Below are 18,558 nucleotides of genomic sequence, written 5' to 3' on the forward strand. Positions count from 1 at the left end.
CTTCCTTATTGCCCGATCTGCCCGGACCCGAAGACCCAGAACCCGCCCAGCAGCAGGATCAGGCCGAGAATCATCGCGAAGGCGTAGTGGTAGAGATAGCCGGACTGCAGACGGCGCACGCCGGCGGCGATGCGCTGCACAAGGCCCGCCGAGCCGTTGACCAGCGCGCCGTCGATCACCGCCGCATCGCCGGCCTTCCAGAACAGCCGGCCCAGCTTCACGCCGCCGCGGGCGAAGACCGCGAAGTACACGTCGTCGACCCAGTACTTGCGATCCAGCACGGTCCACAGCGGCTTGAGCGCGTTCTTGATCCTGCCGGCCATGGCCGGGTTGAACAGGTAGATATAGGTGGTGATCACGAAGGCGAGCACCACCAGCGCGAACGGCCAGCTCAACAGACCGTGCAGGGCCATCGCTGCAGGACCATGGAACTCGCGGCCCAGCTCGGCCAGCACGTTGTTCGCTTCTTCCACGTGGATCGCCTGGCCGAACCAGTCGCCGAACAACATCGGCCCGATCGTGAAGAAGCCGACCAGCAGCGACGGGATCGCCAGCAGGATCAGCGGCAGCGTCACCACCCAGGGCGATTCGTGCGGTGCGTGTTCCAGCTCGCCCGGCTTGTGGCCGTGGTGCGGGTCGTCCGAGCGCGCGTGGTGCTCGTCAGCGTGAGCATCGTGTCCGTGCGCGTCATGGTGGACGGCATGCGCGTGGCCATGATGGCCCACCACCACGAACCGCTCCTTGCCGTGGAAGGTCAGGTACATCTGGCGGAAGGTGTACAGCGCCGTGACGAATGCGCCGACCAGCACGCAGACATAGGCGTAGCCCGAACCCCAGCGATGCGACTCGCCGACCGCCTCGATGATGGCGTCCTTCGAGTAGAAGCCCGAGGTGAACGGGATCGCCACCAGCGCGAGGGAGCCGATCCACATGGTGATCCAGGTGATCGGCATGTACTTGCGCAGGCCGCCCATGTAGCGCATGTCCTGCTCGTGGTGCATGGCGATGATCACCGAACCTGCGCCCAGGAACAGCAGCGCCTTGAAGAACGCGTGGGTCATCAGGTGGAACACCGCGCCGGCATAGGCCGACACACCCAGCGCCACGGTCATGTAGCCCAGCTGCGACAGCGTCGAATAGGCCACCACGCGCTTGATGTCGTTCTGCACGATGCCGATCAGGCCGGTGAACAGCGCGCCGGTGGCGCCGATCACCATCACGAAGCTCAGCGCACCTTCCGAGAGTTCGAAGAACGGCGACATGCGCGCGACCATGAAGATGCCCGCGGTCACCATCGTCGCCGCATGGATCAGCGCGGAGATCGGCGTCGGGCCTTCCATCGAGTCGGGCAGCCACACGTGCAGCGGCACCTGGGCCGACTTGCCCATGGCGCCCACGAACAGCAGCACGCAGATCACCGTGGCCGCGTCCCAGTGGGCGTCCGCCGTCAGCGCCAGCGACTTGCCGATCAGGCTGGGTGCACCGGCGAAGGCGGTGGCGTAGTCCAGCGTGCCCAGGAAATACAGCACCGCGGCAATACCGAGCAGGAAGCCGAAGTCGCCCACGCGGTTGACCAGGAACGCCTTGAGGTTGGCGAAAATCGCGGTCGGGCGCTTGTACCAGAAGCCGATCAGCAGGTACGACACCAGGCCCACGCCTTCCCAGCCGAAGAACAGCTGCATGAAGTTGTTGCTCATCACGAGCATCAGCATCGCGAAGGTGAACAGCGAGATGTAGCTGAAGAAGCGCTGGTAACCGGGGTCGTCGGCCATGTAGCCGATGGTGTAGACGTGCACCAGCAGCGACACGAAGGTCACCACCACCATCATCATGGCGGTCAGGCGGTCGACCAGGAAGCCGACGCTGACGTGCAGGCGGCCGATCTCGAACCAGGTGTAGATGTCCTGGTTGTAAGCCGGCGCACCGCCGGCGGTGATCTGGTAGAGCACGTAGAACGACAACGCGCACGAGAGCAGCAGGCCGAGGATGGTCACGCTGTGCGCACCGGCGCGGCCGATCTGCTTGCCGAGGAAACCGGCCAGCAGGCAGCCGGCGAGCGGTGCCAGCGCGATGATCAGCAGGATGTTCGTGGAAAGTTGCATCGGCTCAGCCCTTCATCGAGTCGATTTCGGCGACGTTGACCGTGCTGCGGTTGCGGAACAGCAGCACCAGGATCGCCAGGCCGATCGCGGACTCGGCCGCCGCGACGGTGAGAATGAAGAACACGAACACCTGCCCGGACACGTCGCCCAGGAAGCGCGAGAACGCCACGAAGTTCATGTTCACCGCAAGCAGCATCAGCTCGATCGCCATCAGCAGCACGATCACGTTCTTGCGGTTGATGAACAGGCCGGCCACCGCGATGCAGAACAGCACCGCGCCCAGCACGATGAAATGCGACAGGGTGATCATTGCAGCGGCTCCTGCGAGGCGGTCGGTTCATCCGGGCGTGAGGGCGCCATCTTGACCACGCGGATGCGGTCGCGCGGATTCACGCGCACCTGCTCGCTGGCGGACTCGTGCTTCTTGTCGCCGCGCTGGCGCAAGGTCAGCGCCACCGCCACCACCACGCCCACGGTAAGGATCAGCGCGGCGATCTCGAACGGCAGCAGGTACTGGGTGTAGAGCGCCCCACCCAGCCATGCGGTGTTGGACAGGCCCGCGGCAGCCGCCGGGTCGACGCCCATCACGCGCGCGTGCATGGCGCGCACGCCGATCAGGGCCAGCATCTCCGCGAGCATGACCAGCGCCACGACGATGCCGACCGGCAGGTAGCGGATGAAGCCTTCGCGAACCTGCTCCATCTTGATGTCCAGCATCATGACGACGAACAGGAACAGCACCATCACCGCGCCCACGTAGACCACGATCAGCGCGATGGCGAGGAACTCGGCCTCCGCCAGCAGCCAGATGCAGGCGGTGCTGAAGAACGCCAGCACCAGCGAAAGCACCGCGTGCACCGAGTTCTTCAGGCTGATCACCGCCAGAGCGGCGCCCACGGTGACGGCCGCGAAGCCGTAGAAGCAGATCAGTTGGAACAGATTGGTATCGATCATGTCGGTGGCCCTTTAGCGGTACGCCGCGTCCTGCGCGCGGGCCGCGGCGATCTCCGGCTCGAAGCGGTCGCCGATGGCGAGCAACTGCGCCTTGGTCACCACGTTCTGGCCACGCTGCTCGAAGTGGTACTCCATCACCGAGGTCTCGACGATCGAGTCCACCGGGCAGCTTTCCTCGCAGAAGCCGCAGAAAATGCACTTGAACAGGTCGATGTCGTAACGCGTGGTGCGACGCTGGCCGTCGCCCTCGCGCGGCGCCGAGTCGATGGTGATAGCCAGCGCCGGGCACACCGCCTCGCACAGCTTGCAGGCAATGCAGCGCTCCTCGCCGTTGGCGTAGCGGCGCAGCGCGTGCAGGCCGCGGAAGCGGTTCGAGCGCGGGATGTGCTCCATCGGAAAGCGCACGGTGTACTTGGGTTTGAACATGTAACCCAGGGTCAGGCCCATGCCCTTGAACAGCTCGATGAGCAGCAGGCTCTTGAAGTATTCGGTAATGCGGTTCATGAGTTGCCTTATGCCCCCGTGCCGGCAAGAACTAAGCCGAAGTACTTCATGCAGCCGGCCACGAGGACCCACACGATCGTGATGGGGATGAACACCTTCCAGCCCAGCCGCATGATCTGGTCGTAGCGGTAACGCGGGAAGGTGGCGCGGAACCACAGGAACAGGAACGACATCAGGAAGGCCTTGATCAGCAACCAGACGAAGCCGCCGGTCCAGATCCAGTTGACCCAGGGCGAGACGTCGGCAGTGATCCAGCCCTGCAGCGGGCTCAGCCACCCGCCCAGGAAGAAGATCGAGGCGAGGAAGCTCACCAGGATCATGTTGGCGTACTCGGCCAGGAAGAAGATCGCGAACGCCGAGCCCGAATACTCCACATGGAAGCCGGCGACGATCTCGGACTCGCCTTCGGCCACGTCGAACGGCGCGCGGTTGGTCTCGGCCACGCCGGAGATGAAGTACACGATGAACACCGGCAGCAACGGCAGCCAGAACCAGTCGAACAATCCCTTGCCGCCGGCCTGCGCGTGCACGATGTCGGTCAGGTTGAGCGAACCGGCCAGCACCAGCACGCAGACCAGCGAGAGGCCCATGGCCAGCTCATAGGAAATCACCTGCGCGGCCGAACGCATGGCGCCCAGCAAGGCGTAGCGCGAGTTGGACGCCCAGCCGGCCAGGATGATGCCGTACACGCCCAGCGAGGTCATAGCCAGCAGGTACAACAAGCCGGCGTTGACGTTGGCGAGCACCATCCTGTCGCTGAAGGGCACCACTGCCCAGGCGGCGAAGGCCGGTACCAGCGCCAGCAGTGGGGCGAGGTAGTAGAGGAAGCGGTTGGCGCTGGAGGGAAGGATCACTTCCTTGATCAGCAGCTTGACCACGTCCGCGAAGGCCTGCAGCAGGCCCCAGGGGCCGACCTTGTTCGGTCCCATGCGCACGTGCATCCAGCCGATGACCTTGCGCTCCCAGTACACGAACATGGCCACCGCCAGGATCAGCGGCACCGCGATGCACAGGATGTAGACGACCGGCCAGACCAGCTCGTTGAGGAGTTGTTCGCCCATGGGTTACGCCTTGCTCAGGGTGATGGCCGCGCCGTAAGGCGGCAGCGTGGCGGTCAGGTCGTGCGCCGCTTCGATCCACACCGCGCCGTCGGGTACGGCGGCGTCGATCGCGACCGGCAGCAGCGCGTCGGCCACCCGCACCTGCACCCCGGCGGCGAGGCCGTGATGCATGGCATCGCTGGCATTCATGCGCACGGCGGCCGGCCGGTTGATCGGGTGCGCGTTGAGCGCTTTGGCCCGACGCAGTACCGCGTCGCTGCGGTAGATCGGCCAGGTAGCCAGACGGACCAGGCCGCCGGCCACGCCCTGACGCGGTGCCAGCGCGGCGCCATGCGCCGGCTGCGGGCGCGTCGCGATGCCCTCGCGCAGGCCCGCCAGATCATCGAACTCGAAGCCGGCCAGCTGCAGCATGCCGCCGAGTGCACGCAGCACCTTCCAGCCGGCACGCGTCTCGCCCGGCGCCTTGGCACCGGCGACTACGCCCTGTGCCAGGCCATCGACGTTCACCAGCGTGCCGTCGGTCTCCGGCAGCAGCGCGATCGGCAGGATCACGTCGGCCACTTCGCGCAACGCAGCGCCGGCGTAGGCGTTGAAGGCCACCACCTTCGCGCCGCCCAGCGCCTTGAGCGCCGCGGCACCGTCGGCGAAGTCGTAGGGCGGCTCCGCGCCGTACAGCACATAGGCCTTGCGCGGCTGGGCGAGCATCGCCTGCGCATCCAGGCCGCCGTTGCCCGGCAGCACGCCGCCCTGCCCCAGGCCCAGCGCATTGGCGCCGATCGGGAGTTCGTCGTAGCCGGCGCCGGTCGCCTGCGCAATGAAGCGCGCAACGGCCCGCAGCCAGGACGCCTGCGGATGCGTGGCAGCCGCCTCGCCCAGGATCACCACGGCCTTGCCGCCCTTGAGTGCGGCGATCGCGTCGTGGTCGCCCTCGTCGCTGTGGGCGCCGTTGATGGCGTCGGCCAGCGCGGCCGGTGCCGAGGCACCATGGGCAACCGCGGCCTTGGCCAGCGCCAGCAGCGCGTCAACCAGTGCCGCAGGCGACACGATGGCCTCGCCAGCCAGCGCATAGTTGAATTCGAAGCGAGCCGGGTTGACCGCATAGACCTTCGCACCGCGCTTGACCGCCTGATGCAGGCGATGGTTGAGCAGCGGGATCTCGTGGCGCAGGTTGGACCCGACCAGCAGCGCCGCCTTGACCTCGGCCACCTCGGCCACCGGCACCTCGAAACGCTCCACGACCGGGCGGTCGGACAGGTCGAGCTGGCGCAGGCGATGGTCGATGTGCGCGCTGCCCAGACCGCGCGCCAGGCGCAGCAGCAGGTCACCTTCCTCGTTGGTGGTGGCGGGCGAGGCCAGGATGCCCAGCTCGCTGCCCGGCACCGACTTCAGCGCCTCGGCAGCGGCGGCCAGCGCCTCTTCCCAGCTGGCCTGCTGCCACTGGCCGTTCCGCTTGATCTGCGGACCGTGCAGGCGGTCGGCCGCGTACAGGCCCTCGCGGCTGTAGCGGTCGCGGTCGGACAGCCAGCACTCGTTGACCGCCTCGTTGTCCCGCGGCACCACGCGCAGCACTTCGCCCCGGCGGGTATGCAGCCAGAGGTTGGAGCCCAGTGCGTCGTGGTAGCCGATCGACGGCCGTGCAATCAGCTCCCAGGCACGCGCCTTGAACTGGAACGGCTTGTCGGTCAGCGCGCCGACCGGGCAGACGTCGATGATGTTGCCGGACAGCTCCGTCTCCACCGTCTTGCCGATGTAGGTACCGATCTGCCGGTCCTCGCCGCGATACATGGCGCCCAGTTCGAAAGTGCCTGCGATCTCGCTGGTGAAGCGCACGCAGCGGGTGCAATGGATGCAGCGGGTCATCTCGGTGGCGACGAGGGGACCGATGTTCTCGTCGGAGATGGTGCGCTTGCGTTCGGTGAAGCGCGACACGCTGCGGCCATAACCCAGCGCCAGGTCCTGCAGCTCGCATTCGCCGCCCTGGTCGCAGATCGGGCAGTCCAGCGGATGGTTGATCAGCAGGAACTCCATCACGTCCTTCTGGAACCTGAGCGCCTTGTCCGAGCGCGTCAGCACCTTCATGCCCTCGGCCACCGGTGTGGCGCAGGCAGGCTGCGGCTTGGGCATCATCCGGCCGCCCATCTCCACTTCCACCATGCACATGCGGCAGTTGGCGGCGACCGGGAGCTTGCGGTGGTAGCAGAAGCGCGGAAGCGAGATGCCCACGGCATCGGTCGCCTCGATGATCATGGCGCCCTTGCGGATCTGCACGGACTTGCCGTCGACCTCGATATTGACGAGATCGGGGGCGGTGGGGGTCGGCTGCGCACTCATCAGGCGGCAACTCCAAGCTTGTCGTCGGTCATCGAGCGGCCGTGCTCGACGAAATATTCGAATTCGTTCCAGAAATGGTGCAGGAAGCCCTGCACCGGCCAGGCGGCGGCCTCGCCGAAGGCGCAGATGGTATGGCCCTCGATCTGGCCGGCGACCGCCTTGAGGCGATGCAGGTCATCGAGCGTGCCCTTGCCTTCGACGATGCGCGTGAGCACGCGGTGCATCCAGCCGGTGCCTTCGCGGCAGGGCGTGCACTGGCCGCAGGACTCGTAGCGGTAGAAGCGCGAGATGCGGTGGCAGGCGCGCACCATGCAGGTGGTCTCGTCCATCACGATGACCGCACCCGAACCCAGGCCCGAGCCCGCCTTCTGCAGGCTGTCGTAGTCCATCGTGCACTCGAGGATGGTCGCCGCGGGCAGCACCTTCATCGAGGAACCGCCCGGGATCACCGCCTTCAGCTGGTGGCCGTTGCGCACGCCGCCGGCCATCGCCAGCAGGTCCTTGAACGGCGTGCCCAGACGGATCTCGAAGTTGCCCGGACTGTTGACGTGGCCCGAGACCGAGAAGATCTTCGGGCCGCCGTTGTTGGGCTTGCCGAGGTTCAGGAACCAGTCGGCGCCGTTGCGCAGGATCGCCGGCACCGACGCATAGGTCTCGGTGTTGTTGATCGTGGTCGGCTTGCCGTACAGGCCGAAGTTGGCCGGGAACGGCGGCTTGAAGCGCGGCAGGCCCTTCTTGCCTTCGAGCGACTCCATCAACGCGGTTTCCTCGCCGCAGATGTAGGCGCCCGCGCCGAGCGCGGCGTAGATGTCCACGTCGATGCCGCTGCCGCCGATGTCCTTGCCGAGCAGCCCCGCTGCATAGGCTTCCTTCAGCGCCGCCTCGAAGTGCTCGAACGGCTCGTGGTGGAACTCGCCGCGCAGGTAGTTGTAGGCCACCGTCGAGCCGGTGCAGTAGCAGGCGATCGCCAGGCCCTCGATCACCGCGTGCGGGTTGTAGCGCAGGATGTCGCGGTCCTTGGCCGTGCCCGGCTCGGACTCGTCCGAGTTGCACAGGATGTACTTCTGCATCGTGCCCTTGGGCATGAAGGACCACTTCAGGCCGGTCGGGAAGCCCGCGCCGCCACGGCCGCGCAGGCTGGACTTCTTGACCTCTTCGATGAGCGTGGCCGGATCCGGCTTCTCGGCGAGGATCTTGCGCCACGCCTTGTATCCGTCGACCTTCTCGTAGCTTTCCATCGACCACGGCGTGTCGAAGTGCAGCGTGGTGTAGACGACCTGGTGCGCCTGGGGTGCGGAACCGACTGCCATTAGCTGTGCCTCATTCCAGACCGTCGAGGATTTCGTCGAGCTTCTCGGGCGTGAGCCGCTCGTGATAGTGGCCGTTGACCGTCATCGCCGGCGCGTACACGCAGGCGGCGATGCATTCCTCTTCCCTCTTGAGGTAAACGCGGCCGTCCTGCGTGCTCTCGCCCAGCTTGATGCCGAGCTTGTTCTCGCAGTGGCGCACCAACCCTTCGGCGCCGTTGAGCCAGCACGAGATGTTGGTACAGATGGCGACGTTGTTGCGGCCGACCGGCTTGGTTTCGAGCATCGAATAGAAGCTCGCCACCTCGTAACCCCAGATCGCGGGCAGTTCGAGGTACTTGGTCACCGCGGTGATCAGCTCGTCGGTGAGGAAGCCCTGGTTCTGCTCCTGCGCGGCAAACAGCCCCTGGATCAGCGCCGAGCGCTTGCGGTCCGGCGGGAACTTGGCGATCCATTCGTCGATGTGGTGGCGGGTGTGATCGCTGAGCACGACGAGCGGATCGACATGCTTGACCTGCTCGTAGTTGTTGGTGGCCTTCATGGGGAATCTCCGTGGTGCCGGCTTAGCGGTCGACTTCGCCGAACACGAGATCGTAGGTTCCGATCATCGCCACCACGTCGGCCAGCATGTGGCCGCTGACGGTGGCGTCCATCGACGAGAGGTGGGCGAAGCCGGGCGCGCGCAGGTGCACGCGGAAGGGCTTGTTGGCGCCGTCCGAGACCAGGTAGCAGCCGAACTCGCCCTTGGGCGCCTCGACTGCGCAGTAGGTCTCGCCGGCCGGCACGCCGTACCCTTCGGTGAACAGCTTGAAGTGATGGATGAGCGCTTCCATGCTCTCTTTCATGTGGGCACGCGAAGGCGGCGCCACCTTGAAGTTCTGCACCATTACCGGACCGGGATTGGCGCGCAGCCAGTCCACGCACTGCTTGATGATGCGGTTGGACTGGCGCATCTCTTCCACGCGCACCAGGTAGCGGTCGTAGCAGTCGCCGTTGACGCCGACCGGGATGTCGAAATCCATCTCGGCGTACTTGGCGTAGGGCTGCTTCTTGCGCAGGTCCCACTCCACCCCCGAGCCGCGGATCATCGCGCCGGTCATGCCCCAGGCCTTGGCCATCTCGGGACTGATCACGCCGATGCCGACGGTGCGCTGCTTCCAGATGCGGTTGGTGGTGAGCAGGTCCTCGTACTCGTCCACGCGGCTGGGGAAGATGCGGGTGAACTCCTCGATGAAGTCCAGCATCGAACCTTCGCGCGCCGAGTTGATGCGCTTGAGGTCGGCACCCTTGTGCCAGGGCGATTCCTTGTACTGCGGCATGCGGTCCGGCAGGTCGCGGTAGACGCCGCCCGGGCGGTAGTAGGTCGCGTGCATGCGCGCGCCCGAGACCGCCTCGTAGACGTCCATCAGTTCCTCGCGCTCGCGGAACGCGTACAGGAACACCGCCATCGCGCCCAGGTCGAGGGCGTTGGAGCCGATCCACATCAGGTGGTTCAGGATGCGGGTGATCTCGTCGAACATCGTGCGGATGTACTGCGCGCGCTCGGGCGCCTCGATCCCCAGCAGGGTCTCGATCGCGCGCACGTAAGCGTGCTCGTTGCACATCATCGACACGTAGTCCAGGCGATCCATGTAGCCGATCGACTGATTGAACGGCTTGGACTCGGCCAGCTTCTCCGTGCCCCGGTGGAGCAGGCCCACGTGCGGGTCGGCGCGCACCACGGTCTCGCCGTCCATCTCCAGCACCAGGCGCAGCACGCCGTGCGCGGCCGGATGCTGCGGACCGAAGTTCATCGTGTAGTTGCGGATTTCTTGCATGGTCATGTCTCGACTGACGGATTTCAGCGAGAAATCGCGAGTGGATTTGCGCGCCAGGCTAGGCGCGAGGAGAAGCCATAGCTCGAGCTATGGCGCCGACGAGCAACGTCGCGTGGCGCGCAAGGCCGCCGCGAGGCTCGCTGTAAATTCGCCAGTTGAGACATGCTAGTTGCTCCGCCAGTCGTCTGCAGCTTCGGCCCTGGCCTGGATGAGGTCGGCGTCGTCGCGGATCACGCGCGGCACCAGCACGCGCGGCTCGATGGTCACCGGCTGGTAGACCACGCGCTGCTGCTCGGCGTCGTAGCGAACCTCGACGTTGCCGATCAGCGGGAAGTCCTTGCGGAACGGATGACCGACGAAACCGTAGTCGGTGAGGATGCGGCGCAGGTCGGGGTGGCCCTCGAAAACGATGCCGAACAGGTCGAACGCCTCGCGCTCGAACCAGTTGGCCACCGGCCAGATGCCGGTCAGCGAAGGCACCATCGGCAGTGCGTCGTCCTCGCAGAACACGCGCAGGCGCACGCGCCGGTTGTGCGTGACCGAAAGCAGGTGGACGACCACCGCGAAACGACGCGGCATGCTGGCGTCGCGCGGACGCTCGGCCCAGTTGAAGCGGCCCATGGCCTGGCCTTCGACGCCTCGCGAGAAGCCGGTGGCGGAAACCGTCTCGGTCGCCCACTCGTCCTGTCCGTAACCGAGGTAGTCGACGCCACAGACGTCGATCAGTTGCTCGAAGCGGAACTCCTGCTCGTCGCGCAGGGCGGTGGCGACGCTCAGCAGGTCGGCGGCCGCCAGTTCGACGGTGGTCTCGCCGCCACGGGCGGGCAGCAGCGAGAGGGTGTCGCCGAACCGCGCCGCAAGGCGTGCGGTCAGCGTGGTGTTTTGCGTATCGGTCATGAGCAGGCTCTCAGCCGCGGGCGATGGTGCTGGTACGGCGGATCTTCTTCTGCAGCTGCAGGATGCCGTGGATCAGCGCCTCGGCCGTCGGCGGGCAGCCGGGCACGTAGATGTCGACCGGCACGATGCGGTCGCAGCCCCGCACCACCGAGTACGAGTAGTGGTAGTAACCGCCGCCGTTGGCGCAACTGCCCATCGAGATCACCCACTTCGGATCGGGCATCTGGTCGTACACGCGACGCAGCGCGGGCGCCATCTTGTTGACCAGGGTGCCGGCCACGATCATCACGTCGGACTGGCGCGGACTCGGGCGGAAGATCACGCCGTAGCGGTCCAGGTCCAGGCGCGCGGCGCCGGCGTGCATCATCTCGACGGCGCAACAGGCCAGGCCGAAGGTCATCGGCCACATCGAGCCGGTGCGCGCCCAGTTCATCAGCGCGTCGACCGAAGTGGTGGCGAAGCCGCGCTGCACGACCGGGTTGTCCTCGGCCGGGCGCAGGATGTCGTCGACCAGGTTCAACGGCTCCGGGTTGTGCATCACCCGGTCGATGGAAGACATCACTCCCATTCCAGTGCTCCCTTCTTCCACACGTAGGCGAAACCGACCACCAGCAGCAACAGGAACAGCGCCATCTCGATCAGCGCGACGATGCCGATGTGCTGGAACACCACCGCCCAGGGGAACAGGAAGGCGATTTCCAGGTCGAAGATGATGAACAGGATCGCCAGCAGGTAATAGCGGACGTCAAAGCGCATGCGCGCGTCTTCGAAGGCTTCGAAGCCGCACTCGTAGGCCGAGAGTTTCACCGTCTCGGGGCGGCGCGGGCCGGCGAGCATGCCGATGATCAGCAGCACCACGCCCAGGCCGGCGGCAACGCCGATGAACAGCAGGATGGGCCAGTATTGAGCAAGCACGATGCAACGTACCTCCGCACCCTTCGGGCGCATCAGTGACCGCCACGATGGCGATCCGGCTGGTTCGATTCGGCAGGCCGCGCACGGCAGGGGCTGTCCGGCCACGATCGCACGCGTGGGGGCCGCGAGCGCCCGATTTCCACGAAATCCCTTCGTGTAACCGCCGCATTGTATCAGCGCGTGCGGGGACTACGCCAAGTATTGCGGACGCGGCAGTTATTGGTTAGTGCGATCCCGTTTTCGCAGGTCGCGGGTGAGCGCGCGGCGAATCCACCATGGCGGCCAGGCGCCCGCGGGCTACATCGTGTGGGTGGGACGCTCGGACGAGAGCACGCCGGCGAGAATGTTCTCGATGCGCTGGCGCGCGCCCTCCGCGTCGCTCGATTCATTGAAGTGCACGCCGATGCCGGCGGTACGGTTGCCCTGCGCGCCGAGCGGGCTGATCCAGGCCACCTTGCCGACCACCGACAGGCGCTCGGTCTCGTCCATCAGCGTGATCAGCAACACCACTTCGTCACCCAGCGCGTAGCGCTGCGCCGTCGGCGCGAACAGGCCACCGTTCTTCAGGAATGGCATGTACGCGTTGTACAGCGACGCGGCATCCTTGATCTTGAGCGAGATGATGCCCTGACGGGCGGCGGTGGGGGTCATGCTGGGCTCCGGAACGGACGGCCGGCTTCGGGCCGGCCCGCGAGCATCGTAGCGAGCGGGATCGGTGGGCGCAAAGCGGGAGCCACGGCAACCCGCGGGGACGACCCGGGGTCCACCGGCATCCCTGCATGGCAAAGGTGCACGGGCCGGTGCCACCCCGCGCCCGCATGGGGCGTTACAGCTCGCACCATCCCCAGCGGTCGAAAATCCACGGCGATGGCACGTCCATGTCCAGCCGCGCGAAGCACGGCGCCGTCGGTACTTCGGCCAGGCGCCAGCGGCCCTGCCCGTCCCGCCGCAGCGGTGCATCGGCCCAGGACCAGTGGCGTACGCCATCCGGGCTGGCGATGGTCAGGCGCAGCTGCGAGCGCCAGGCCCGGGGATGCCAGGGCAGCGCCCCCGCCTCGCGGTCTGCCGGGGGCCGGGCGACCCGGTCGTAGCGCTCGGGGCGATCGGTAAGCCGGCGCATGCGGCCCGCGCTCAGGGCCATCTGGCTGCCATGGGCCGTCAATGCGGCAAGTTTGGCCGCGTGGCGCTCGGCGGCCGCGGGCAAGGCAATGTCGGTCGCGGCGCCCTCGCGGCCGTGCACCAGGTAACTGAGCAGCAACGGCGGTTCGGCGTCCCAGTCGGCCAGCGCGAGCCGCATCAGGACGTGCGCGCTGCCGTGGTCGGGATGACGATCGGACAGCGCCGGCAGGGCAACCACGTTCGGGCGGAACCCGACCAGTTCCCCGACCAGGCTCGCGCGGGCCGCCGAGGCATCCTCGCGCACCAGCGTGGTGAGGCTCATGTCCGGCCAGCCCATCGCGCGCAACGCATCGAACGGCACCTCGAGCCGCCGCAGAGCCTCGGCGACCTCACCGCGACGACGCCGCCCCCAGCGCGCGCGTTCGCCGTCGCCGATACGCAGGCGTCGTTCCAGCCAGCGCTGCGGCCAGGGATTGTCGTCGCCGTCGGTAAGCAACAACACGCGCACGTCCCCGCCGGCCGCACGCACCAGTTGCAGCAGTTCGCCGGTACCGATGGTCTCGTCGTCGGGATGTGGCGCCACCACCAGCAGGCGGGTCCGCGCGTCGGGGCTGTACAGCTCCGGGCTCAACGGCATGTCGTGGCGCCTCCCGCGCCAGGATGTGGGGAACGCCCGGGCCCGGAGGCCGCAGGCGATCGTTGCGCGCAGCTTGCGTCAACGCGCGTTCGCACTACGTGTAGCGTGATGTCGGCGACCGGACCGACGCAGGCCGTCGGGTCAGCGCCAGCCGGCGAGCAACTCTAGCAGCAGCAGGTCGCCGCGCAGCGGGCCGCGCAAGGCATCACGCGTTCGGTTGGCGAAGGCGTACCAGTCGGCCAGCGCCTCGGCATCCAGCTGGCTGCCGAGCGGCGTGGCACTGCCCGACGCACGGGCCCGTGCCTCGTCCACGGCGGCCTGCGCGGCAAACCACAGGCATTGTTCCGGCTCGGCATCGAGCCAGCGGCGCGCCACCTCCATCGGCTCGGCGCGGCCGGCAGCCAGCGCCGCCAGGTCCTTGCGCACCGCCTGCCGACGTGCCAGCGCACCTTGCGCCGCCCAGGCCTGTGCCAGACCCGGATTGCCCCCGGCCGCCTCCAAGGCGGCTGCGGGATCGGCAACGCCCTGCGCGCCCAGCCAGGCCAGCGCCTCGGTCGGTGGGGGCAGCTGGAACTCGATCCGCTGGCAGCGGCTGCGGATGGTCTGCGGCAACCGCCAGGGCGCGTCGGCGACCAGCAGCAGCAGCGTCTGCGGCGAGGGCTCCTCCAGCGTCTTGAGCAGCGCATTGGCCGCGGCCGTGTTCATGGCATCGGCCGGATCGATGACCACCACCTGCCAGCCACCGAACTGGCTAGCCATCGCCAGCCGCGCGGAGAGCTCGCGGATCTGCTCGACCACGATCTCCTTGCGCTGTACGCCGTCCTTGCGCAGGCCGTAGCTGATGGTGACGGAATCCGGATGGGTGCCGGCATCCAGCAACAGGCAGGCGCGGCACCGGCCGCAGGCCTCGCCCTCGCGCGGGTGCTCGCACAGCAGGCCGCGCACGAACCGCTGCAGGAAGGCACGCTTGCCCAGCCCCGCCGGACCGCACAGCAGCAGCGCGTGCGGCAATGCCCCCCTCGCCAGGCGTGATTGCAGCCGATGCCAGTGCGCCTCGTGCCAGGGCGGTGCCGTCATGCCGCGTCCTCCGCGAACAGCGGCGCGAGTGCTGCGATGGCCGCCTGCAGCACGACCTCGGGCGACTGGCCGGCATCGATCACGCGGAAGCGCCCCGGTTCCCCCGCGGCTCGCGCACGATAGCTCGCACGCACGCGCTCGAAGAACGCATCCGCCTCGGTTTCGATGCGGTCGGCCTCGCCCCGCCCGGCGGCGCGCGCGCGGCCGGTCGCCACCGGCAGATCGAGCAGCAATGTCAGGTCTGGCGCCACCCCGGCGCAGGCCCAACGCTCCAGTTCGGCGATGCGCTCCACCGGCTGGCCGCGGCCGCCACCCTGGTAGGCATAGCTGGCGTCGACGTAGCGGTCGCACAACACCCATTGCCCGGCCGCCAGCGCCGGCGCGAGGGTCTCGCGCACCAGTTGGGCACGCGAGGCGAACATCAGCAGCAGCTCGGTCTCGGCGGCCATGCCGCGCGCCTGCGGATCGAGCACGATCGCGCGGACCGCCTCTCCCACCGCCGTACCGCCGGGTTCGCGGGTCTGCACCAGGTCGATGCCCCGCCCGGCAATGTAATCGCGCAAGCCGGCCAGCAGCGTGCTCTTGCCGGCGCCTTCGCCGCCCTCGAGCGAGATGAAGCGTCCGCGCCGCGCCTCAGTCATGGCAACGCTTCAGCTGGTAGCAGGCGACGTTGCGGTTGTGTTCGGCCAGCGAACTGGCGAACACATGGCTGCCGTCGCCGCGGGCGACGAAATACAACGCCTTGCCCGGCGCCGGGTGCAGCGCGGCCTGGATCGCCGGCCGTCCCGGCAGCGCGATCGGCGTGGGCGGCAGGCCCGCGTGCAGATACGTGTTGTAGGGTGTATCGGCCATCAGATCGCTGCGGCGGATGTTGCCGGCATAGGCGTCGCCCATGCCGTAGATCACCGACGGGTCGGTCTGCAGCAGCATGTGGTTCTCCAACCTGCGCATGAATACGCCGGCAATCTTCGCCCGCTCGTCCGCGCGCCCGGTTTCCTTCTCGACGATGGACGCCAGGATCAGCGCATCGTAGGGCGTTGCCAGCGGCAGGTCCTTGTCGCGCCCGGGCCAGAGCTCGGCCAGCGTCCTGGCCATGGCCTGGTGCGAGCGCTTGAGGATGTCCAGATCGCTGTCGCCCTTGACGTACGCGTAGGTCTCGGGAAGAAAGCGGCCTTCCGGTTTTTCGCCGGCCGCGCCGATTCGCTGCATCAGGCGGGCGTCGTCCAGCTTCGCGCCGTCGTGGCGCAAGGTGGGAACCTTCGCCAGCGCATCGCGCAACTGGCGGAAGGTCCAGCCATCAATGATGGTGAAGTCCCGCTGCAGGACGCGCCCGGCGGCCATGGCATCGAGCAGCTGGCCCGGCGTGAGGCCCGGATCGAGCGCGTACTCGCCGGCGTGCAACCGGTCGGCGACCCGCATGCGCTCGGCCAGCACACGCCAGTACAGCGAGGGTGCACGGGTGAGGTGGCGGGCACGCAGCTGCGAGACGATGCCGCGCAGGCTGCTGCCACGCTCCACATCGAGCGTCTGGCGCTGCGGCCCGACCGTGAGCGGCGTGCGGCTGAATCGCTCGAAGTCGTACCAGGTGGCCACCAGCGCGGCCAGAACGGCCAGCAGCACCAGCCATCCCAGGATCCGCCCGGCCGCTCGACCTGTTCTTTTCTTGCGCCCCATGGCGACTCCTTCAGAAACCCAGTTTGCGCCAATGCGACTGCAGCGCGCGTGTCACCGTTCCGACCCCAAGGGTGCGGCCGTCCAGTTCGCGAACTGGCAGGATGCCGCGCACGCTCGAGGATAGGAAGAGCTCGTCCGCGCGCCGGAGCTCCTCCAGTGTGATCGGGCGCACCTGCGCGTGCGGCCAGGCCGCCAGCACCTCGGCCCGGGCCACGCCGGCGATGCCGCAGCGATCGACCGCCGGCGTCGCGAGCACGCCGTCGAATACCGCGAAGAGGTTGGCCGCCGTGGCGGAGATCGCCAGGCCGTCGGCGTCGCACAGCACGCCCTCGGCGATCGCCGGGTCGTCCCATTCGGCGCGCGCCAGCACCTGTTCCAGGCGATTGAGGTGCTTGAGGCCGGCCAGCTGCGGCTGTGCCGCCAGGCGCGTGGCGCACAGGCGCACGCGGATTCCCCCGACCTGCGCAGCCTGGTCGGGCGGCGGAGCATCGAACGCGGCGACGATGCGGGTGGGATGCGCGGGCGTGGGTGGCCTGTAGCCCCGCGCGCCCACGCCCCGCGTCAGCGTGATGCGCACGACCGACTGCGGCAGTCCCCGCGACACGGCGCGCGCCTCGACCAGCAGCGTGGCAGGGGCCGGCATCGGCAGCCCCAGCCGGCGGCAGCCTTCCTCCAGACGTTGCATGTGGCGTGGCCAAAGCGGCGCGCCGGCGCCGAGAAAACGGATCGTTTCGAACAGGCCGTCGCCGTAGGCGAGACCGCGGTCCAGCACCGAAACCCGGTCCCCCGCCTGGCCATCGACCAGCACCCGCGCGATCAACCGGACGCTCCCAGCGCGCGCAGCAGGCCGCGGGCCTTGGCGCGGGTCTCGTCCAGTTCGTGCTCGGCGACCGAGTCGGCCACGATGCCGGCGCCGGCGCGCAGCGTGATGTCGGACCCTGCCTGGGTCAGCGTGCGGATCAGGATGTTGAGGTCGAGTTCCCCGCTCAGGCCGAGATAGCCCAGTGCACCGGTGTAGGCGCCACGCGGCGTGCCCTCGAGCGCGGCGATGATTTCCATGCAGCGCACCTTGGGACAACCGGTGATGGTGCCGCCGGGAAAGGTCGCGGCGATCACCTGCCCCGGGGTCACGCCCTCGCGCAGGCGACCGCGCACGTTGGAGACGATGTGGTGCACATGGGCGTAGCTCTCCACCACCATCAACTCGTCGACCTCGACCGTGCCGGGTATGCAGACGCGGCCCAGGTCATTGCGCTCCAGGTCGATCAGCATGACGTGCTCGGCACGCTCCTTCGGGTGCGCGGCAAGCTCGCGGATGCGTGCCGCATCGTCGTCGCCCGCGACGCGGGGGCGCGTGCCCGCGATCGGGCGGGTCTGCGCAATCCCGTCGCGCACTTCGACCAGCCGCTCCGGCGAGGAGCTGGCGACCGCCCAGCCGGGCTGCTGCAACAGCCCCGCGAACGGCGCCGGATTGGCCGCGCGCAACGCCCCGTACAGGGCAGCCGGAGCCGGTGGCTGCGCATAGTGCGCGCGCCAGGCGCGGGAGAGATTGACCTGGAAGATGTCGCCTGCATGCAGGTGCTCGTGCACGCGCGCGACGCCATCCAGGAACCGCACGGGCGCATCCTCCTCGATGGCGACCGGAGGAACCAGCGCGGGCAAGGCCGGGGACACCGACAGGTCAGCCTCCATGACATCGAGCAGGCCGGCATGCGCCGCCTCGGCCACCAGTATCGTCCGTTCGCGGGCGTGGTCGACGATCATCGCGGCCGGGCAGCGCAGCGCCAGCGCTGTCGGCAGGCCTTCGCCGGGAGGCAGGCGCAGGCGGGGTTCGATCTGGCCAGCCAGTTCGTACGCCAGCAGCAGCACCCAGCCGCCGTGGAACGGCAACCCGTCACCGGGCGCAGACTGGCGTTCGGCCTGCCAGGCGGCATCGAGCGCATCGAGGAAGCGCCCCGCGAGCCGGCGTCCCTGCCCGTCCAGCAAGCTCCCGTCGCCGTGCAGGGTCAGCCGGTCACCCGGAAACGCGAACAGGATGTCGTAACGCGACTGCGCGCTGCCGCGCACCACGCTCTCCAGCAGGCAGGGATAGCGGTCCGCAAAAGCGGCGGCCGGCGCGAGCAGGTCGCGCCGGCCGTCGAGGACCCTCAGGTGGCCGCCCAC

The 18,558-nt window shown here is 68.1% G+C and carries 19 protein-coding genes; all 19 read right to left on the reverse strand.

Features of this window, described 5'->3' with window-relative positions; all coding sequences use genetic code 11:
- Positions 1 to 5: 5 nt before the first annotated feature.
- The 19 genes from nuoL to LQ771_RS08770 all read right to left on the reverse strand — a co-directional run bounded on the left by nuoL (position 6) and on the right by LQ771_RS08770 (position 18,558).
- Positions 6 to 2,102: an NADH-quinone oxidoreductase subunit L gene (nuoL, locus tag LQ771_RS08680; protein WP_231349014.1), complete on the reverse strand. Its 2,097-nt coding sequence runs from the start codon at positions 2,100 to 2,102 to the stop codon at positions 6 to 8.
- Between the two features lie 4 nt (positions 2,103 to 2,106).
- On the reverse strand, positions 2,107 to 2,412 hold the full coding sequence (gene nuoK / locus LQ771_RS08685; protein ID WP_091336603.1) for an NADH-quinone oxidoreductase subunit NuoK: 306 nt from the start codon (positions 2,410 to 2,412) through the stop codon (positions 2,107 to 2,109).
- Positions 2,409 to 3,056, reverse strand: coding sequence for an NADH-quinone oxidoreductase subunit J (locus tag LQ771_RS08690; RefSeq protein ID WP_231349015.1), 648 nt, complete (start codon positions 3,054 to 3,056; stop codon positions 2,409 to 2,411). The genes nuoK and LQ771_RS08690 overlap by 4 nt, the downstream gene beginning before the upstream one ends.
- A gap of 12 nt (positions 3,057 to 3,068) precedes the next feature.
- Positions 3,069 to 3,560, reverse strand: coding sequence for an NADH-quinone oxidoreductase subunit NuoI (nuoI, locus tag LQ771_RS08695; RefSeq protein ID WP_231349016.1), 492 nt, complete (start codon positions 3,558 to 3,560; stop codon positions 3,069 to 3,071).
- Between the two features lie 8 nt (positions 3,561 to 3,568).
- Positions 3,569 to 4,621, reverse strand: coding sequence for an NADH-quinone oxidoreductase subunit NuoH (gene nuoH / locus LQ771_RS08700; RefSeq protein ID WP_231349017.1), 1,053 nt, complete (start codon positions 4,619 to 4,621; stop codon positions 3,569 to 3,571).
- 3 nt (positions 4,622 to 4,624) lie between these two features.
- On the reverse strand, positions 4,625 to 6,952 hold the full coding sequence (nuoG, locus tag LQ771_RS08705; protein ID WP_231349018.1) for an NADH-quinone oxidoreductase subunit NuoG: 2,328 nt from the start codon (positions 6,950 to 6,952) through the stop codon (positions 4,625 to 4,627).
- Positions 6,952 to 8,262 (reverse strand): NADH-quinone oxidoreductase subunit NuoF, encoded by a 1,311-nt coding sequence (nuoF, locus tag LQ771_RS08710; protein WP_231349019.1) that lies wholly within the window; start codon positions 8,260 to 8,262, stop codon positions 6,952 to 6,954. Before nuoF ends, nuoG begins: the two co-directional genes overlap by 1 nt.
- Positions 8,263 to 8,272: 10 nt before the next feature.
- On the reverse strand, positions 8,273 to 8,800 hold the full coding sequence (gene nuoE, locus LQ771_RS08715; protein WP_231349020.1) for an NADH-quinone oxidoreductase subunit NuoE: 528 nt from the start codon (positions 8,798 to 8,800) through the stop codon (positions 8,273 to 8,275).
- A gap of 22 nt (positions 8,801 to 8,822) precedes the next feature.
- Positions 8,823 to 10,076, reverse strand: coding sequence for an NADH-quinone oxidoreductase subunit D (locus tag LQ771_RS08720; RefSeq protein ID WP_231351881.1), 1,254 nt, complete (start codon positions 10,074 to 10,076; stop codon positions 8,823 to 8,825).
- A 165-nt stretch (positions 10,077 to 10,241) separates the two neighbouring features.
- Positions 10,242 to 10,973, reverse strand: a complete 732-nt coding sequence (locus tag LQ771_RS08725; protein WP_231349021.1) for an NADH-quinone oxidoreductase subunit C — start codon at positions 10,971 to 10,973, stop codon at positions 10,242 to 10,244.
- 10 nt (positions 10,974 to 10,983) lie between these two features.
- On the reverse strand, positions 10,984 to 11,541 hold the full coding sequence (locus tag LQ771_RS08730; protein ID WP_231349022.1) for a NuoB/complex I 20 kDa subunit family protein: 558 nt from the start codon (positions 11,539 to 11,541) through the stop codon (positions 10,984 to 10,986).
- Complete coding sequence (locus LQ771_RS08735) at positions 11,532 to 11,888, reverse strand: NADH-quinone oxidoreductase subunit A (protein ID WP_231349023.1); 357 nt, start codon at positions 11,886 to 11,888, stop codon at positions 11,532 to 11,534. The genes LQ771_RS08730 and LQ771_RS08735 overlap by 10 nt, the downstream gene beginning before the upstream one ends.
- A gap of 297 nt (positions 11,889 to 12,185) precedes the next feature.
- Positions 12,186 to 12,539: a PilZ domain-containing protein gene (locus LQ771_RS08740; RefSeq protein ID WP_231349024.1), complete on the reverse strand. Its 354-nt coding sequence runs from the start codon at positions 12,537 to 12,539 to the stop codon at positions 12,186 to 12,188.
- Between the two features lie 175 nt (positions 12,540 to 12,714).
- On the reverse strand, positions 12,715 to 13,644 hold the full coding sequence (locus LQ771_RS08745) for a PIG-L deacetylase family protein (RefSeq protein ID WP_231349025.1): 930 nt from the start codon (positions 13,642 to 13,644) through the stop codon (positions 12,715 to 12,717).
- 141 nt (positions 13,645 to 13,785) lie between these two features.
- Complete coding sequence (gene holB, locus LQ771_RS08750; RefSeq protein WP_231349026.1) at positions 13,786 to 14,721, reverse strand: DNA polymerase III subunit delta'; 936 nt, start codon at positions 14,719 to 14,721, stop codon at positions 13,786 to 13,788.
- Positions 14,718 to 15,362, reverse strand: coding sequence for a dTMP kinase (tmk, locus tag LQ771_RS08755; protein ID WP_231349027.1), 645 nt, complete (start codon positions 15,360 to 15,362; stop codon positions 14,718 to 14,720). Before tmk ends, holB begins: the two co-directional genes overlap by 4 nt.
- On the reverse strand, positions 15,355 to 16,395 hold the full coding sequence (gene mltG, locus LQ771_RS08760) for an endolytic transglycosylase MltG (protein WP_231349028.1): 1,041 nt from the start codon (positions 16,393 to 16,395) through the stop codon (positions 15,355 to 15,357). The genes tmk and mltG overlap by 8 nt, the downstream gene beginning before the upstream one ends.
- 10 nt (positions 16,396 to 16,405) lie before the next feature.
- Positions 16,406 to 17,215 carry an aminodeoxychorismate lyase gene (pabC, locus tag LQ771_RS08765; RefSeq protein ID WP_231349029.1) on the reverse strand — a complete coding sequence of 270 codons (810 nt, stop codon included), beginning with the start codon at positions 17,213 to 17,215 and terminating at the stop codon, positions 16,406 to 16,408.
- The gene (locus LQ771_RS08770; RefSeq protein WP_231349030.1) at positions 17,212 to 18,558 is read right to left on the reverse strand and encodes an aminodeoxychorismate synthase component I; all 1,347 of its coding nucleotides are present in this window, start codon (positions 18,556 to 18,558) and stop codon (positions 17,212 to 17,214) included. Before LQ771_RS08770 ends, pabC begins: the two co-directional genes overlap by 4 nt.

Origin of the sequence: Frateuria soli (assembly GCF_021117385.1) — a bacterium.
Taxonomy (GTDB): domain Bacteria; phylum Pseudomonadota; class Gammaproteobacteria; order Xanthomonadales; family Rhodanobacteraceae; genus Frateuria_A; species Frateuria_A soli.

What these genes read in the sequence shown, in the direction of transcription:
- nuoL (WP_231349014.1), bottom strand. Translation starts at nt 2,102, where the DNA reads ATGCAACTTTCCACGAACATCCTGCTGATCATCGCGCTGGCACCGCTC.
- nuoK (WP_091336603.1), bottom strand. Translation starts at nt 2,412, where the DNA reads ATGATCACCCTGTCGCATTTCATCGTGCTGGGCGCGGTGCTGTTCTGC.
- LQ771_RS08690 (WP_231349015.1), bottom strand. Translation starts at nt 3,056, where the DNA reads ATGATCGATACCAATCTGTTCCAACTGATCTGCTTCTACGGCTTCGCG.
- nuoI (WP_231349016.1), bottom strand. Translation starts at nt 3,560, where the DNA reads ATGAACCGCATTACCGAATACTTCAAGAGCCTGCTGCTCATCGAGCTG.
- nuoH (WP_231349017.1), bottom strand. Translation starts at nt 4,621, where the DNA reads ATGGGCGAACAACTCCTCAACGAGCTGGTCTGGCCGGTCGTCTACATC.
- nuoG (WP_231349018.1), bottom strand. Translation starts at nt 6,952, where the DNA reads ATGAGTGCGCAGCCGACCCCCACCGCCCCCGATCTCGTCAATATCGAG.
- nuoF (WP_231349019.1), bottom strand. Translation starts at nt 8,262, where the DNA reads ATGGCAGTCGGTTCCGCACCCCAGGCGCACCAGGTCGTCTACACCACG.
- nuoE (WP_231349020.1), bottom strand. Translation starts at nt 8,800, where the DNA reads ATGAAGGCCACCAACAACTACGAGCAGGTCAAGCATGTCGATCCGCTC.
- LQ771_RS08720 (WP_231351881.1), bottom strand. Translation starts at nt 10,076, where the DNA reads ATGCAAGAAATCCGCAACTACACGATGAACTTCGGTCCGCAGCATCCG.
- LQ771_RS08725 (WP_231349021.1), bottom strand. Translation starts at nt 10,973, where the DNA reads ATGACCGATACGCAAAACACCACGCTGACCGCACGCCTTGCGGCGCGG.
- LQ771_RS08730 (WP_231349022.1), bottom strand. Translation starts at nt 11,541, where the DNA reads ATGGGAGTGATGTCTTCCATCGACCGGGTGATGCACAACCCGGAGCCG.
- LQ771_RS08740 (WP_231349024.1), bottom strand. Translation starts at nt 12,539, where the DNA reads ATGACCCCCACCGCCGCCCGTCAGGGCATCATCTCGCTCAAGATCAAG.
- LQ771_RS08745 (WP_231349025.1), bottom strand. Translation starts at nt 13,644, where the DNA reads ATGCCGTTGAGCCCGGAGCTGTACAGCCCCGACGCGCGGACCCGCCTG.
- holB (WP_231349026.1), bottom strand. Translation starts at nt 14,721, where the DNA reads ATGACGGCACCGCCCTGGCACGAGGCGCACTGGCATCGGCTGCAATCA.
- tmk (WP_231349027.1), bottom strand. Translation starts at nt 15,362, where the DNA reads ATGACTGAGGCGCGGCGCGGACGCTTCATCTCGCTCGAGGGCGGCGAA.
- mltG (WP_231349028.1), bottom strand. Translation starts at nt 16,395, where the DNA reads ATGGGGCGCAAGAAAAGAACAGGTCGAGCGGCCGGGCGGATCCTGGGA.